This window comes from Prauserella salsuginis (assembly GCF_024648885.1).
Lineage (GTDB): Bacteria > Actinomycetota > Actinomycetes > Mycobacteriales > Pseudonocardiaceae > Prauserella > Prauserella salsuginis.
In genome coordinates this window covers 836146-850531 of the sequence record NZ_JANBBF010000008.1, presented here as the reverse complement: position 1 = coordinate 850531, position 14386 = coordinate 836146, and the positions used below count along the sequence as shown (strand labels likewise).

General features: G+C 69.9%; 13 protein-coding genes. 9 read left to right on the top strand and 4 right to left on the bottom strand.

Annotation, left to right across the window (positions count from 1 at the left end; genetic code table 11):
- Positions 1–265: 265 nt before the first annotated feature.
- From LY40_RS05415 to LY40_RS05405, 3 genes are all read left to right on the top strand, one after another.
- Positions 266–460 carry a hypothetical protein gene (locus LY40_RS05415; protein WP_183787069.1) on the top strand — a complete coding sequence of 65 codons (195 nt, stop codon included), beginning with the start codon at positions 266–268 and terminating at the stop codon, positions 458–460.
- Between the two features lie 278 nt (positions 461–738).
- Positions 739–1494, top strand: a complete 756-nt coding sequence (locus LY40_RS05410) for an acyltransferase (protein ID WP_183787068.1) — start codon at positions 739–741, stop codon at positions 1492–1494.
- A gap of 254 nt (positions 1495–1748) precedes the next feature.
- Positions 1749–3005 carry a M14 family zinc carboxypeptidase gene (locus tag LY40_RS05405; protein WP_372497681.1) on the top strand — a complete coding sequence of 419 codons (1257 nt, stop codon included), beginning with the start codon at positions 1749–1751 and terminating at the stop codon, positions 3003–3005.
- A 143-nt stretch (positions 3006–3148) separates the two neighbouring features.
- On the opposite strand, the gene LY40_RS05400 is transcribed toward LY40_RS05405, so the two are convergent.
- Positions 3149–3538 carry a cupin domain-containing protein gene (locus LY40_RS05400; RefSeq protein WP_183787066.1) on the bottom strand — a complete coding sequence of 130 codons (390 nt, stop codon included), beginning with the start codon at positions 3536–3538 and terminating at the stop codon, positions 3149–3151.
- Positions 3539–3590: 52 nt separating this feature from the next.
- Here LY40_RS05400 and LY40_RS05395 point away from each other — a divergent pair, with 52 nt between their 5' ends.
- Positions 3591–4556 (top strand): GlxA family transcriptional regulator, encoded by a 966-nt coding sequence (locus LY40_RS05395; RefSeq protein ID WP_258936112.1) that lies wholly within the window; start codon positions 3591–3593, stop codon positions 4554–4556.
- Positions 4557–4722: 166 nt separating this feature from the next.
- Here LY40_RS05395 and LY40_RS05390 read toward each other — a convergent pair whose 3' ends face one another.
- A complete protein-coding gene (locus LY40_RS05390; RefSeq protein ID WP_183787064.1) occupies positions 4723–6156 on the bottom strand; it encodes a short-chain fatty acyl-CoA regulator family protein in 1434 nt (477 codons plus the stop codon).
- A 225-nt stretch (positions 6157–6381) separates the two neighbouring features.
- Between LY40_RS05390 and aceA the strand changes: the two genes are divergently transcribed.
- From aceA to LY40_RS05375, 3 genes are all read left to right on the top strand, one after another.
- A complete protein-coding gene (gene aceA / locus LY40_RS05385) occupies positions 6382–7659 on the top strand; it encodes an isocitrate lyase (protein ID WP_258936111.1) in 1278 nt (425 codons plus the stop codon).
- 153 nt (positions 7660–7812) lie between these two features.
- Positions 7813–9420, top strand: a complete 1608-nt coding sequence (aceB, locus tag LY40_RS05380) for a malate synthase A (RefSeq protein ID WP_183787062.1) — start codon at positions 7813–7815, stop codon at positions 9418–9420.
- Positions 9421–9747: 327 nt separating this feature from the next.
- Entirely contained in the window at positions 9748–10590 is an 843-nt protein-coding gene (locus LY40_RS05375; protein WP_258936110.1) for a Pr6Pr family membrane protein, read from the top strand.
- Here LY40_RS05375 and LY40_RS05370 read toward each other — a convergent pair.
- Positions 10547–10993: a MarR family winged helix-turn-helix transcriptional regulator gene (locus tag LY40_RS05370; protein WP_183787060.1), complete on the bottom strand. Its 447-nt coding sequence runs from the start codon at positions 10991–10993 to the stop codon at positions 10547–10549. The genes LY40_RS05375 and LY40_RS05370 overlap by 44 nt on opposite strands.
- A gap of 47 nt (positions 10994–11040) precedes the next feature.
- Here LY40_RS05370 and LY40_RS05365 point away from each other — a divergent pair, with 47 nt between their 5' ends.
- Together LY40_RS05365 and LY40_RS05360 are read left to right on the top strand one after the other, a co-directional pair.
- Positions 11041–11439: a DUF5313 family protein gene (locus LY40_RS05365; RefSeq protein ID WP_258936109.1), complete on the top strand. Its 399-nt coding sequence runs from the start codon at positions 11041–11043 to the stop codon at positions 11437–11439.
- Positions 11440–11845: 406 nt separating this feature from the next.
- Positions 11846–12658 carry a S1 family peptidase gene (locus LY40_RS05360; protein ID WP_183787058.1) on the top strand — a complete coding sequence of 271 codons (813 nt, stop codon included), beginning with the start codon at positions 11846–11848 and terminating at the stop codon, positions 12656–12658.
- Between the two features lie 117 nt (positions 12659–12775).
- Here the strand turns inward: LY40_RS05360 and LY40_RS05355 are convergent, their stop codons facing one another.
- Positions 12776–14041 carry a glycosyltransferase family 4 protein gene (locus LY40_RS05355; protein ID WP_258936108.1) on the bottom strand — a complete coding sequence of 422 codons (1266 nt, stop codon included), beginning with the start codon at positions 14039–14041 and terminating at the stop codon, positions 12776–12778.
- Between the last annotated feature and the right edge of the window lie 345 nt (positions 14042–14386).

Here is a 14386-nt window from a genome sequence, read left to right as displayed (position 1 = left end):
AGGTTACGGCCGCGGGGAGTGTCGATACGGCCGTGGCGGCGGCCGGGCCGCGGAGCCGGCATGCGGTGGACCTGACGCGGCGGATGCCGCGGATGCTCGAGTCGAAGCGGGCAGGGGAACTCGAGTCGTACGCTGCGCAGCGGGTTCTGTGCCGACCGAGGTCACACCCTCCGACTCACCGCCAGGGCGGAGGCTGTGCGGGCGGAGGCCCTGCCGGAACCGGCCGGGGCATGTCCGCCGGCCGGAGGCTCGGTACGGTCCCGGTATGAACCCCAAGGCGTTCGGTCCCCTTGCCGCCTGCCTCGGCTGTGTCGCGGCGCTGCTGGGTGGACTGGCCGCGGCACTCGACCTGCTGATGTCGGTGGAAGTCGCGATGATCGTCGGCGCTTTCGTGCTACTGGCAGGCGCGGGTGTGCTCATCGGGGCCGCGGTCGCCGCTCAGAAGAAGTCGGGATCGTAGGTTTGCCCGGCCGGGTTCCTCGCGCCCCAAGGCCTCTCGCCACCCCGCTGCGCCCACCCCGCTGCGGCCATCCCGTTGCGCCACCCCGGTAACCCGGTCAGCACGTGCCACGGACAGCGGGCGGACGAGTCCTCCGGCGTCCCGTGGCGGGACTCCGTGATGGGGGAGTGCGCGGCGTCGCTGCTCGGGCCGGAGCCGTCGCATGCCGAGCCGAGCCGGTCACGCTCCCGGCCACCTCCCGGCGGGAGACGCCGCGTGGCACAGCTACTCTCCGGGGCATGACGTCGATGTGGGGTTCGCCCGTGCTGCACCGCGTCCAGGCCTGGCGACGGGTCCGCAACGATCCCGGTCAGGCCCGGTTCCTGACGAAGGAGTCGCTGCGCTGGGTGCTGCGCAACCGTGCGTACACGCCCTGGTACCTCGTCCGGTACTGGCGACTGTTGAAGTTCCGCATCGCGAATCCCCACATCGTGCTGCGCGGCATGGTGTTCCTCGGCAAGAACGTCGAGATCCACGCGCGCCCCGGTTACGGGCGCATGGAGATCGGCAGGTGGGTGCACATCGGCGACGGCAACGCGATCCGCTGCCACGAGGGATCGCTGCGCATCGGGGACAAGACCGTATTCGGCAGACAGAACGTGCTCAACGGCTACCTGGACATCGAGATCGGCGGCTCCTCGATCATCGCCGACTGGGTGTACGTCACCGACTTCGACCACGTGACCACCGACATCAACCTGCCGATCAAGGACCAGGGCATCGTCAAGGCGCCGGTGCGGATCGGGCCCGACACCTGGATCGGCACCAAGGTGTCGGTCCTCAAAGGAACCCGCGTCGGGCGCGGCTGCGTGCTCGGTGCGCACGCCGTGGTCCGCGGCGACATCCAGGACTTCGGTATCGCCGTCGGCGCGCCCGCGCGGGTCGTGCGCGACCGCCGGGCCGACTACGAGGCCGACGCCGAGCGCCGCGAGGCGGTCAAAGACATGGCGCGCAAAGCCAACGAAGCGCTGCAGCAGACTCTCGACGAGTCCTGAGTCCGTCCTCGGGGGAGGGCACCGTCGTCCCGTCCGGTAACGGGTCGCTGTCCGCGGTGACGGTCGCTGTCCACGGTGTGGCCACCGACCGTCCTCGCTGCAGTCGGTGACACGACGCGAGATGTCCACCCGTTCGGCGGTGCGGCCCATCCGGTGCTTAGCTGTTATAACTAACTTTCGCGGTGGCGCCACCACGACATTTCTGTGCCGACCCCGCGGAGTCCTGCGGGACCCGCCGACACATGAGGAGTGCCGTGTTCAGACCGAAACGTTCGCTGGCGGCCGTCGTCGCCGGTGCCGCCGTGTTGTCGCTCGTCGCCGCCGTGCCGGCGACGGCCCAGCAGCCGGCCACGGGCGCACCCGCTGCCCAGAAGTGCAGTGACGAACCGCAGGATCTGCCCGTCCACGAGTTCACCGATCACCGGGAACTCGGCATCGAACTGCAGCGCCTCGAGCGGGTGTCCGGCGGCAAGATCGACGTCGACGAGATCGGCCGGAGCAACCGCGACCGCGAGATCTGGTCGGCCCGCGCGGGACACGGCCCCAAGGCCGTCCTGCTGACCAGCGAGATCCACGGTAACGAGAAGACCGGCACCGACGCGTTGCTGCGGCTGCTCGAGTTCGTCGGGACGAGCGACAGCCCGAAGGCCGAGCGCTGGCGCGACGAGCTGACGATCGTGGCGGTCCCGAAGATGAACCCGGACGCCGCGGAACTCGACCGGCGCGGCAACGACATGACGTGGGACGAGGTCGTCCAGCGGTACCCGCAGCTCGCCGATGCCGACCCGGCGTGGAACTACTACACCGGTCAGCGCCAGGGTGACGACTACTCGCAGCGGCCTGGTTTCGACATCAACCGTGACTACAACCCCGACCTATCGTACGAGCCGAAGGCCGCGGACTTCCCCGGAACCTCCGCCGACACCGGTTGGTACCTCTCCCCGGAGACGCGCGCCGTCCGCGACGTCTACGTCGGACTGGAGGAGGAGTTCGGCACGGTCGACACGTACGTCGATCTGCACCACCAGGGCGCGTGCTACGTGATGCCGGACGACCCGGACCGGTTCGTGACGATGTCGCTGTCCGGCAAGTTCGTCGACGACCCGGCCGCCACACCGGGTTATCAGCAGTACGCCGACGAATACGACCTCGACTACGCGAAGCAGCTCAACGTCGCGGCCTACAACGCATTGCAGGCCAAGGCGAACCACAACCCGCTGTTCGGCAACATCACCCTGTACCCGCAGGACATCAACCTGCCGGGGACGGGCTTGGGATCGTTCGCCCTGAACGGCAGTGGCGCGGTCCTGTTCGAGGTACGGGGACAGACCCAGACGCTCGGCCAGAAGTACCGCGAACAGCTCGTGCGCACCGTCTACACGGGACTCGACGGAATGTTGTCGTCGCTGTCGAGCGGTCAGGTGGACAACCTGGATCCGGCCGCCTACGACGCGATCCCGCCGCGCGGTCCGAGCATCGGGGACACGGCCCGCACCGTCGCCGAGCCGTAAGCCGGTCTCCACGACGCCGAGGACGGTCCGGGAACCCGGGCCGTCCTCGGCGTCGTCCCGGCTCGGCGCCCGTGCAGGCCGCCCGTCGGCCCGTGGCCCGGCCGATCGCGCCTGGTCGACACGTCCCGGCAGGTCCGCGGGGTCTACGCGGGCAGGCCCGTCGTCGAGGTGATGTGGTCGGGGATGCCCCCGTCGTAATCGCCGGTGCTGAGCGTCCCGGTCGGCTCGAGCAGCATCACCGCCGCACCCTCCGCCGACTCCGGGCAGTGCTCGACACCGCGTGGGACGACGAAGACGTCGTGGCGACCGAGGTGCACGACGGTCTCCGTGCCGGATTCCCGGAGGTGGATGTCGAGACTGCCATCGAGGACGACGAACAGCTCGTCGGTGTCCGGGTGGGAATGCCACACGAATGCACCCTCCAGCTTCGCCAGGCGGACGTCGTAGTCGTTGACCCGGGTGAGGATGCGGGGACTCCACGGCTCCTGGAACGACGCCAGGGCGGTGTCGATGTTCGCGGTCGCATGCGTCATATCCCGATCCTGGAGTCTTGCGCGTCTCGCCCGACAGTGCAAGGAATGACGTATGTCGCAACATTCCTCGCAGCGCCGCACCGTGGTCGCTCTGATCGACGTGGGCTCGAACCCGTTCGAGGTGGCGTGTCTGACGGAGGTCCTCGGCATCGACCGGCCAGAGATCGGCGGGCTGCTCTACGACGTGCGGCTGTGTGCGCGCGGGCCGACGGTGACGATGCGACAGGGCTTGTTCGCCATGACCGGTGTCGCGAGCCTGTCGGCGCTGCAGCACGCGGACACGGTGATCGTCCCGAATCGGCCCGACACCGCAGCGCCGCACCACCCCGACGTGCTCCGCGCGATCGCGCGGGCGCATGACCGTGGCTCCCGCATGATCGGGATGTGCACCGGTGCGTTCACCCTCGCCGAGGCGGGCGTACTGAACGGGCGCCGCGTCACGATGCACTGGCAGTGGGCCGAGGAGTTCCGCGCCCGGTACCCACACGTGTGCGTCGACGACGCCGTCCTCTTCGTCGACGACGGCGACGTCCTCACCTCGGCGGGCAGCGCCGCCGCCCTCGACCTGGCTCTGCACGTGGTGCGCCGCGATCACGGCGCGGAGATCGGTGCGGCGGTCGCACGCCGTCTCGTGTTTCCGGGACACCGGCCCGGTGGGCAGCGGCAGTTCATCGAACGCCCCATCCCCACGGAAGCCGAAAGTCCCCTCACCGCCGCCCTGCGCTGGGCCGAACACCACGCGACCGGGCCCATCTCGGTCGCGGACATCGCCGCACGGGCGGCCATGAGCCCGGCGACCCTGCACCGGCGATTCCGTGCCGAACTCGGCTGCACCCCGATCCAATGGCTGACCACGGTCCGTGTCGAGCACGCTCGGCGGCTCCTCGAACGGACCGACCTGTCCGTCGACCAGGTCGCGGACCAGAGCGGCCTGGGCACGGCGGCCAACCTCCGCAACCGCCTCGCCGAGCACACCGGTCTCACACCGACCGCCTACCGCAGAACCTTCGCCGCGTGAACCGCATCGGCGACCGCCGCCCTGCTCGCTGTCGCGCTGCTCGCTGTCGCGTCGAGGGTCCGGCACCGGCGCCCGGGCGGGCCGGCCGGCAGTCGCAGGGCCGCACGGTCCGGCTGCCGCCCTGCGACGGCGGGCGGTCAGTCGCCGGACAGTCAGTTCTCCGCCGTCACTCCTCGGGTTTCGGCACCGCCGGGTAGGGGACGAACGTGCTGGTGTTCTCGTCGACCGTGAGTTGCTTGCCGATGTGGGGGAACGCCCGCTGCGGGCAGGCGGGACGTTCACACACCTTGCAGCCCATGCCGATCGGCGTGGCCGCGGTGCGGTCGTCGAGGTCGAGGCCGGCCGAGTACACCAGCCGCCGGGCGTGCCGGAGTTCGCAGCCGAGGCCGACCGAGAACGTCTTGCCGGGACTCGCGTAGCCGCCCACGTTGCGCGAGATCGTGCGCGCGATCCAGAAGTAACTCTTGCCGTCCGGCAGCGTCGCCACCTGGGTGATGACCTTGCCCGGGGAGGTGAACGCCTCGTAGATGTTCCACAGCGGGCACGCGCCGCCCACCCGGGAGAAGTGGAACCCGGCCGCGGACTGCCGCTTCGACATGTTGCCGGCCCGGTCGACGCGCACGAACGAGAACGGCACGCCGCGCGCCTTCGGCCGCTGCATCGTCGACAGCCGGTGACACACCGTCTCGAACCCCACGCCGAACTCGTCGCACAGCCGCTCGATGTCGTAGCGGTACTTCTCGGCCATCGACAGGAACGGCCCGTAGGGCAGGATCAGCGCACCCGCGAAGTAGTTGGCCAGTCCCACGCGCGCCAGCGAGCGCGCGGCGGGGCCGGAGAACGCCCACGAGTCGGCCAGTTCGGTGATCAGGTCGTCGTACTCGAGCAGCGCGATCTGCGAGGCCATGCGGAACGCCCGCTGACCGATGCGCAGGCTCGGGGCAAGGCGCAGCACTTTCGCATCCGGCTCGTAGCGGTGCTGCTGACCTGCAGCCTCGTCGATGCCGTCGCCGGTGACCTGCACGCCGTAGTGGTCGGTGAGCCTGTCCAGCAGGGTCCGGTGCACCGTCTCGCCCCTGCGCAGGCCCATGTCGGCGGCCATGCGCTCGGCGCGTTCGTCGAGCTCGCCGACGTAGTTCTCCCGTTCGTAGAAGAAGTCGCGCACCTCCTCGTGGGGCAGGGGAGCGGCGGCGCTGCCGTGCTGGCCCATGCCGTTCTCGGTGACCAGCGCGGCGGTGGTCTCCACGGCGTTGCGGTAGTTGCGGTGCAGCTTGACCAGGGCGGATGCCACGTGCGGCAGGTTGGAGGCGAGCTCGTTGAGTTCGCCGGTCGTGGCCTCGATGCCGACCGCCTCGTCGAGCAGCGCCTCCTTCACGTCCGCGACCAGGCGCGCGGTGTCGGTGTTGGAGAAGAACTCGGTGTCGACGCCGAACGCCTCGGTGATCCGCAGCAGCACCGGAACGGTCAGCGGACGGGAGTTGTGCTCGATCTGGTTGAGGTAGCTGGGCGAGATGTCGAGCAGTCTGGCCATGTCCGCCTGGCTCATCGAGCGGCTTTCCCTCAGATGGCGCAGCTTGCCCCCGGCGAAAGTCTTGTCCATCGCAGCATCACGTCCCGTAGATCTTTCGTACCGAAACGGTCAAGTAACCGGTTCAGTCGCCGTCTTTTCCCGTTCGTGCGAATGCCGTGTTCGCAACCTTCACAACATCCTACGGAAATTTTGCAGAAATTTGCAAATTGGAGATGTGGCCGAGTTTTCGCAGCGCATGTCATGGTCGATCTACACAGCGAGTCAATCGCAAAGTTCGCAAAGGTGGAGAGTTCGATGGCACAGAACCTGGAGCAGACGGCCGCGGAGCTGAAGAAGAAGTGGGACACCGACCCCCGTTGGAAGGATGTCGAGCGCGCCTACACCGCGGAGGACGTCGCCAAGCTGCGCGGCAGCGTCGTCGAGGAGAACACCCTCGCGCGCCGTGGTGCCGAGAAGCTGTGGGACCTGCTGCACACCGAGGACTACGTGCACGCCCTCGGTGCGCTGACCGGTAACCAGGCCGTCCAGCAGGTGCGTGCCGGCCTCAAGGCGATCTACCTGTCCGGTTGGCAGGTCGCGGCCGACGCCAACCTGTCCGGCCAGACCTACCCCGACCAGAGCCTGTACCCGGCCAACTCGGTCCCGGCCGTCGTGCGCCGCATCAACAACGCGCTGGGCCGCGCCGACCAGATCGCCTGGTCCGAGGGCAACACCGACATCGACTGGTACGCCCCGATCGTCGCCGACGCCGAGGCGGGCTTCGGTGGCCCGCTCAACGCGTTCGAGCTGATGAAGGGCATGATCAACGCCGGCGCCGCGGGCGTGCACTGGGAGGACCAGCTGGCCTCCGAGAAGAAGTGCGGTCACCTGGGCGGCAAGGTCCTCATCCCGACGAAGCAGCACGAGCGGACGCTGAACGCCGCCCGGCTGGCCTCCGACGTGATGGACGTTCCTTCGCTCATCATCGCCCGCACCGACGCCGAGGCCGCGACGCTGATGACCAGCGACGTCGACGAGCGCGACCAGCAGTTCCTGACCGGCGAGCGCACGTCCGAGGGTTTCTACAAGGTCCGCAACGGCATCGAGCCCTGCATCGAGCGTGCCAAGGCCTACGCGCCGTACTCCGACCTCATCTGGATGGAGACCGGCACGCCGGACCTCGAGGTGGCCCGCAAGTTCGCCGAGGCGGTCAAGGCCGAGTACCCGGACCAGATGCTCGCCTACAACTGCTCGCCGTCGTTCAACTGGAGCAAGCACCTCGACGCCGACACGATCGCGCGCTTCCAGCGTGAGCTCGGCGCCATGGGCTTCAAGTTCCAGTTCATCACGCTGGCCGGCTTCCACGCGCTGAACTACTCGATGTTCGACCTGGCCCACGGCTACGCCCGCAACGGCATGACCGCCTACGTGGACCTGCAGGAGCGCGAGTTCGCCTCGGAGGACCGGGGTTACACCGCCACCAAGCACCAGCGTGAGGTCGGCACCGGCTGGTTCGACCTCGTGTCGACCGCCCTGAACCCCGAGAGCTCCACCACGGCGCTGACCGGTTCCACCGAGGAAGCGCAGTTCTGAGAAAACACCGTGTCACGGCCCGTTGCGTAGCGCTCATGCCGTGACACCCCCATAGCGGGTGGGCCGGTCACATCCACCGGGCCGGCCCACCCGCTTTCCCGACCACTCCGCAGCGCCCGCCGCCCGGAGTGCCCGCCCGAGAGGGGTCCGATCATGGCTGACAGGTTCGACCACAGGCTGACCGTCACCGGCGAGGCCGCAGGTCGCTACGACGAGATCCTCACCCCCGCCGCGCTCGCGTTCGTGGCGAAGCTCGACAACGCCTTCGCCGAGCGTCGCCGTGAACTGCTCGACGTGCGGCGCCACCGCCGCGAGCGGATCGCCGCAGGTGAGGAGCAGCTCGACTTCCTGCCCGAGACCGCCGCGATCCGTGACGACGCCTCCTGGCAGGTGGCGTTGCCGGCCCCGGGGCTGGAGGACCGCCGAGTGGAGATCACCGGCCCGGTCGACCGCAGGATGACCGTGAACGCCCTCAACTCGGGTGCGAAGGTGTGGCTGGCCGACTTCGAGGACGCCACGTCGCCCACCTGGGAGAACGTGGTCGGCGGCCAGCTGAACCTCTACGACGCGATCCGCCGGGACATCGACTTCGAATCGGGCGGCAAGCACTACACGATCGGCGAGGACCCGGCCACGCCCGTCGTCCGGCCGCGCGGCTGGCACCTCGTGGAGAAGCACGTCCGCATCGACGGGCGGCCGGTGTCGGCGAGCCTGTTCGACTTCGGCCTGTACTTCTTCCACAACGCCAAGCGGCTCGTGGCGAAGGGACTCGGACCGTACTTCTACCTGCCGAAGCTCGAGAGCCACCGCGAGGCGCGGCTGTGGAACGACGTGTTCCGCATGGCGCAGCGGGAGATCGGCCTGCCCCAGGGCACGATTCGGGCGACCGTGCTGATCGAGACGATCACCGCGGCGTTCGAGATGGACGAGATCCTCTACGAACTGCGAGAGCACGCCGCCGGGCTCAACGCCGGCCGCTGGGACTACATCTTCTCGATGATCAAGACCTTCGGCGACGCCGGTGCGGACTTCGTCCTGCCCGACCGCGGCGACGTCACCATGACGGTCCCGTTCATGCGTGCCTACACCGAGCGGCTGGTCCAGACCTGTCACCGGCGCGGGGCCCACGCGATCGGCGGTATGGCCGCGTTCGTGCCGAGCAAGGACGCCGAGGCCAATGCCGTCGCGCTGGAGAAGGTCCGTCAGGACAAGCAGCGTGAGGCCGCGGACGGGTTCGACGGTTCGTGGGTCGCCCACCCCGGTTTGGTGGAGACCTGCCGCGAAACGTTCGACGCCGTCCTCGGCGACGAGCCGAACCAGCTCGCCGTGCGGCGCGACGACGTCGACGTCACCGCGGCGGACCTGCTGGACGTCGCCAGCGCGGGCGGCGAGGTGACCGAGGAGGGTGTGCGCGGCAACATCAACGTCACGCTCCGGTACCTCGACGCGTGGCTGCGCGGCACCGGCGCCGCGGCCATCCACGGGCTGATGGAGGACGCCGCCACGGCGGAGATCGCCCGCTGCCAGGTGTGGCAGTGGATCCGCCACGACACCAAGCTCACCGACGGCACGGTCGTCACGCGTGAGCTGGTCACCGAATGGCTCGACGAGGAACTCGCCGCGGTGCGTGCCGATCTTGGGGATGAGACCCGGCTGTCCGACGCGCGTGAGCTCTTCGTCGAGACCGCGCTCGGGGAGAAGCTGCCGGGCTTCGTCACCACGGGTGCGTACGCGCGCTACCTGACCAACGCCACGGTCTGAGCAGCGCGACCCCGGGCACCGTCTGCCGCGCCGCCGCCTGGCGGCAGACGGTGCCCGTTCGCGTCTCCCGGAAAGAGTCACTGCGGCCGGAGCGGCTCTGTCAGGATGACGCGCATGGCAGGGCGGACACCCCAGGGGCCTGCGCAGGGCCCGCGGTCTCAGCAGCCGTACGGCGACCCGCGACAGCAGGCTCCGCAGGATCGGCTGTCCCACGGACAGCCATCGCACGGACAGTCGTCACAGTGGTCGCCTCCGCCGGGGCCGCCGGAGCCTGTGTCACCGGGACAGGGGCCGCCGCAGCCGGCAGCGGGGTCACAGCCGCCGCGGGTGCCAGGGGCTCCGCAGGGGGCGCATCCTCCGCCGCCGGGCTATCCGCCGCCCGGATACCAGGCCCCGCAAGGGCAGCCGGCGCAGCCGTCGTACGGCGCGCCGCAGCCCCGGCGGGTGCACCCCGGTGTGCTGGCCGGGGTCAGCGTGTGGCGGCTCGTTGTCGCCGCGTGTGCCCTGTACGGGGTCGGCGACGCGACCGGCTGGAGCGAGAACTTCGAGGCACTGAGCCAGCTCGCCAGCCTGCTCGCGGGCATCGTCTACCTCGGACTGCTGGCGTATCCGCTGTTCACGGCAGGCAGGCGGCACGAGCCGCGCAGTCCCTGGTTGCGCGGCGCCACGACCGTGCTGTTGCTCCTCGTCGCGGGTGCGTTCTTCGGGCTCATGGGCGGCGATCCGGATTATCTGCCGTTCGAGCACATCGTGACGCCGCTGCTGGTGCTCGTGGACTGGTGTGCCGTGGGCCGGAATCAGGCCGACACGCGGTGGTGGCACCCACTGACGTGGATCGCGTTCCCGCTGGCCTACCTCGTGTACTACCTCGCCGCGGGGCTGAGCATCTACGGGTTCCTGGACCCCGGTGACGACGAGTTCGCCGGCATGATCGCCGTGTTGCTGATCGCGGTGGTCGCTGCCGGCTACGTGCTCTACGGCATCGGCAAACTGGGCGCCGCGGTGCGGCGGGCGAACGCCCCGGCCGCACCGCCTGCTCACGGTGGCCCGCCTGCTCACGGTGGCCCGCCCGCTCACGGTGGCCCGCCCGCTCACGATGGCCCGCCCGCTCACGGTGGACCGCCGCTCAGTGACGCGCGGCCTCGATCACACGGTGCAGGGCGCCGTTGAGCCGCTCGAGCTCCGCGACGTCGAGTCCCAGGCGTTCGACGACGCGGTACGGGATGTGCTCGGCCTCGGTGCGGAGCCGTTGCCCCGCATCGGTCAGTGATACCTCGAGGGTGCGCTCGTCGCCTGCGCGTCGCCTGCGTGCGATGTAGCCCAACGTCTCCAGACGTTTGAGCAACGGCGACAGCGTGGCGGGTTCGGAGCACAACGTCTCGCCGAGGTCGCGCACGGAGCGAGGGGACCGTTCCCACAGCGCGAGCAGCACGAGGTACTGCGGATGCGTGAGCCCGTGTGGTTCGAGCAACGGCCGGTAGACGCCGATGACACTCCGGGACGCGACCGACAGGGCGAAGCACACCTGCCGTTCCAGCGCTAGCGGATCCTCTCCCAGATCGATGTCTGTCATCACCGTCACCCCGTTCGGTTAGTGCATTAACTGTTAGCCTATCGATTATGGCGGCGAGCGAGGAGAAGGTGCGTCCCGGTCCGATCCACTGGCTCCGGTACTCGGTGGGTGGCCGGCTGCCGGCCGACCTCGCTCCGTGGGTGCTGAAGGACGCGACGAACCGGGCGTGGCGTTGGCGACTCGCCGCGCGCAACCTGGTGTATCTGGTGCCGCTCGCGTCCGTGTGGTTGCTGTTGCCGGGCCCGTTGGGGCTGCGGCTGTCCCTGTCGCTGATGGCGATCGTGGTGGGCGTGTTCTACTCCCAGGCCTACGGTGACGAGAGTGTCGAACTGCGCGTCGCCAAGCACGGTTTCGCCTACGGCCAGGCGCGTGCGATCCGGCGTGAGCGGGCCATCGCGGCCGACGCCGCGAACCGGGAGCTCTACGAGGCGATCTACCGGTCGTGAGGCGCGGCCGCGGCGAGTTCGGGGCGCGTCTCAGGGGCGCATCGGAAGGCCGCGGGCCGCGGGAGGTGCGGTGTGCGCTCGGTGCCGCGCTCTTGGCCTCCGTCGTCGCCGCGCCCGCCGTGTCCGGGGTGCCGCGAACGGGCCTTTCGCACCGTGCCGGGGCCACACGTGTGGACCGTTCGTGACGATCTGACAAGGAGCGGGAGCGGGTGTCCGCCGGGAGGAACCGACGGCCGTAGGTGGTGCGGACCTGCGCATTATCCGCCCTGCGACCAGGAACAACACAGATCGCGCCGCGAGGCAAGACCCGGTTTTTGCCAGTACTTCCGTCGCTTGTCGGGCACGGGTGCGGTGCGCTGCCATGGGTGGGCGGTCAGTGACTTTCCCACATTGGAGGTAGCTCCCCATGGCTCGAAACGCACGCAACTTCGCCCGCGCCGCGGGCGTGAGCGTGGCGGCGCTGGCGGTCGTCTGCGGCTCGTTCACGGTCGCGCACGCCGACGAGACCACCGGCGTCACGCCCAACGTCGTCGGCGGGTCGCCCGCCGACATCGCCGATTTCCCCTACGCGGTCGCGCTCACCGACGCCTCGGGTTTCCAGTTCTGCGGCGGCTCGCTCATCGCCGAGGACAAGGTCCTCACGGCGGCACACTGCGCCGAGGGCCAGGATCCGGCCGACGTCGTGGCTGTCACCGGTCGCACCGACCTGACCACCGACGAGGGGAGTGAGACTCCGGTCAGCGACATCTGGGTACACCCGGACTACACCAGTGTCACGAGCGGGGCCGATGTCGCGGTGCTGACACTCTCGTCACCGGTGACCGACGCCGAACCGATCGAACTGGCCTCCGCCACCGACGATCCGAGCTACGAGCCGGGTACCGACGCGACGGTTGCGGGTTGGGGCACCACTTCGGAAGGCGGTTCCTCGTCGGACACCTTGCTCCAAGGCGCAGTGCCGATGACCTCGGACGAGGACTGCGCCGCGTCCTACGGCTCCGAGTACGACCCCGAGGGAATGGTTTGTGCCGGCTTCCCGGAGGGCGGCGTCGACGCCTGTCAGGGTGATTCGGGCGGCCCGCTGGTCGTCGACGGCAGGCTGGCCGGTGTCGTGTCGTGGGGCAACGGCTGCGCGCGTCCGGACAATCCAGGCGTGTACGCCCGCGTCGGCACCTACGCCGACGACATCGCACAGCAGCTGACCTCGGCCCGGGCATGAGGCCGGGTGGGGAACGGCCGCCCCGGCGTTCCCCACCCGCCCGGCATGTTCCGGAACGGGCGCGCAGCCCGGAGCCGTGCGGTGGTTCCGCCCGGCGTCTAGAGGTCGCCGTGGTGTTCAGTCGCCGTGGTGCCTGTCGAACACGTTGCCGGTGGGGATCTTCGGGCGGGCGAGGCCCTGTGGGCCGCCGGGCCGGGCGCGCCGATACACCTCGGCGGTGCTGGCGGCGATCCGTGCCCAGTCGAAATCGGCGGCCAACCGGGACTGCGCGGCGTGCGCGCGGCGTTCCGCGGCGCCGCTGTCGGCCAGCACGGCGTCGACGGCGCCGGAGATGGCCGGCACGTCGCCCGGATCGAACGCCAGGCCGGTCTCGCCGTCGATCACGACCTCACCGAGGCCGCCTGCCGTGGATGCCACGAGGGGACGTCGGGCCGCGGCGGCCTCGAGCGCGACGATGCCGAACGGTTCGTACCGGCTGGGCAGTACCACCGCGTCGGCGGCGGCGAGCACAGCGCGCAGGCGCAGATCGGGAAGGTGGCCGACGAAGTCGATCGCCTCGGACAGGCCGAGCGTGCCCGCCTGCTCGACGAGCTCGTCGTGGTGCCTGCCGACGCCCGCCACGACCAGCCGGGTGCCGGGATGCCGGCCCCGCACCTCGGGGAGTGCGGCCAGCAGGTCCTGCACGCCCTTCTCCCATTCCAGCCTGCCGAAGTACAGCAGCAGGGGAGCGCCGTCCGGGCTGTGGCGTGCGCGCGCGGTGGTGATCTCGTCGATGGGGACCTGCCAGCCGCGTTCCTCGATGCCGTTGTGGATCACGCTGATCGCCTCCTGATCGAGGTCGAACAGCTGTGCCACTTCGCGGCGCATCGCCTGCGAACACGTGATGAGCGCATCGGACCGGTTGGCCAGCCACCACTCGGCCGAGTGCACCTGTTGGTTCAGCGGGTGCGACAACCATCCCGAATGCCTGCCGGCCTCGGTCGCGTGGATCGTCCCGACCAACGGCACACCCGCCGTGTCGGCGAGTGCGACCGCGGGGTTCGTGACCAGCCAGTCGTGCGCGTGTACCACGTCGGGCGGCCATTCGCGCACCAGTCGTGCACCGGCACGGATCATCGCGTGGCCCATCGACAGTGTCCAGGCCACCAGGTCGCGTTCGAATGTCACATGCAGCGGGTCCTCGGCCACGCGGATGATCCGTACGCCCTCGGCTACCTCGTCGGACGTCGGATGCGTCTCGGCATCGGTCCCCGCGACATGCCGGCACAGCACCGTCACCTCGTGGCCGTCGGCGACGAGGTGACGGGCCAGAGCGTGGACATGCCGGGCGAGCCCGCCGACCACGACCGGCGGGTACTCCCACGAGAGCATCAACACGCGCATGATTGGAGGTTACTCATCGGTATGGGTACCGGCCAGCTACACCCGGCCGAGTGGTCGGTACGCCCGTCGCTCCGCCGGTGGCGATCGCGCACGGTTCACCCGATGAGCGGGACGCGCCGCGGTATGGAGGGGAGGACCATGGCCGTCCGGGTCGTTCGTGCGGCGGCTCGGGGTGCGGAGTCCCGCACACGTCCGCCAGGGCCGTGCGGGACTTCCGTTGTCCCGCCTCACCCGTGTGGCAGCCGCGGCGTCGTTCGGGCGTTCCGGTGCCGGGAGATGACGCGACCCGGCGGCGCGGCCCGGCAGCGCGATCGGGTGCCGGAGGCGGTGCCGCGGGGCGGTGCC

What these genes read in the sequence shown, in the direction of transcription:
- LY40_RS05415 (WP_183787069.1), top strand. Translation starts at nt 266, where the DNA reads ATGAACCCCAAGGCGTTCGGTCCCCTTGCCGCCTGCCTCGGCTGTGTC.
- LY40_RS05410 (WP_183787068.1), top strand. Translation starts at nt 739, where the DNA reads ATGACGTCGATGTGGGGTTCGCCCGTGCTGCACCGCGTCCAGGCCTGG.
- LY40_RS05400 (WP_183787066.1), bottom strand. Translation starts at nt 3,538, where the DNA reads ATGACGCATGCGACCGCGAACATCGACACCGCCCTGGCGTCGTTCCAG.
- LY40_RS05395 (WP_258936112.1), top strand. Translation starts at nt 3,591, where the DNA reads ATGTCGCAACATTCCTCGCAGCGCCGCACCGTGGTCGCTCTGATCGAC.
- LY40_RS05390 (WP_183787064.1), bottom strand. Translation starts at nt 6,156, where the DNA reads ATGGACAAGACTTTCGCCGGGGGCAAGCTGCGCCATCTGAGGGAAAGC.
- aceA (WP_258936111.1), top strand. Translation starts at nt 6,382, where the DNA reads ATGGCACAGAACCTGGAGCAGACGGCCGCGGAGCTGAAGAAGAAGTGG.
- aceB (WP_183787062.1), top strand. Translation starts at nt 7,813, where the DNA reads ATGGCTGACAGGTTCGACCACAGGCTGACCGTCACCGGCGAGGCCGCA.
- LY40_RS05370 (WP_183787060.1), bottom strand. Translation starts at nt 10,993, where the DNA reads ATGACAGACATCGATCTGGGAGAGGATCCGCTAGCGCTGGAACGGCAG.
- LY40_RS05365 (WP_258936109.1), top strand. Translation starts at nt 11,041, where the DNA reads ATGGCGGCGAGCGAGGAGAAGGTGCGTCCCGGTCCGATCCACTGGCTC.
- LY40_RS05360 (WP_183787058.1), top strand. Translation starts at nt 11,846, where the DNA reads ATGGCTCGAAACGCACGCAACTTCGCCCGCGCCGCGGGCGTGAGCGTG.
- LY40_RS05355 (WP_258936108.1), bottom strand. Translation starts at nt 14,041, where the DNA reads ATGCGCGTGTTGATGCTCTCGTGGGAGTACCCGCCGGTCGTGGTCGGC.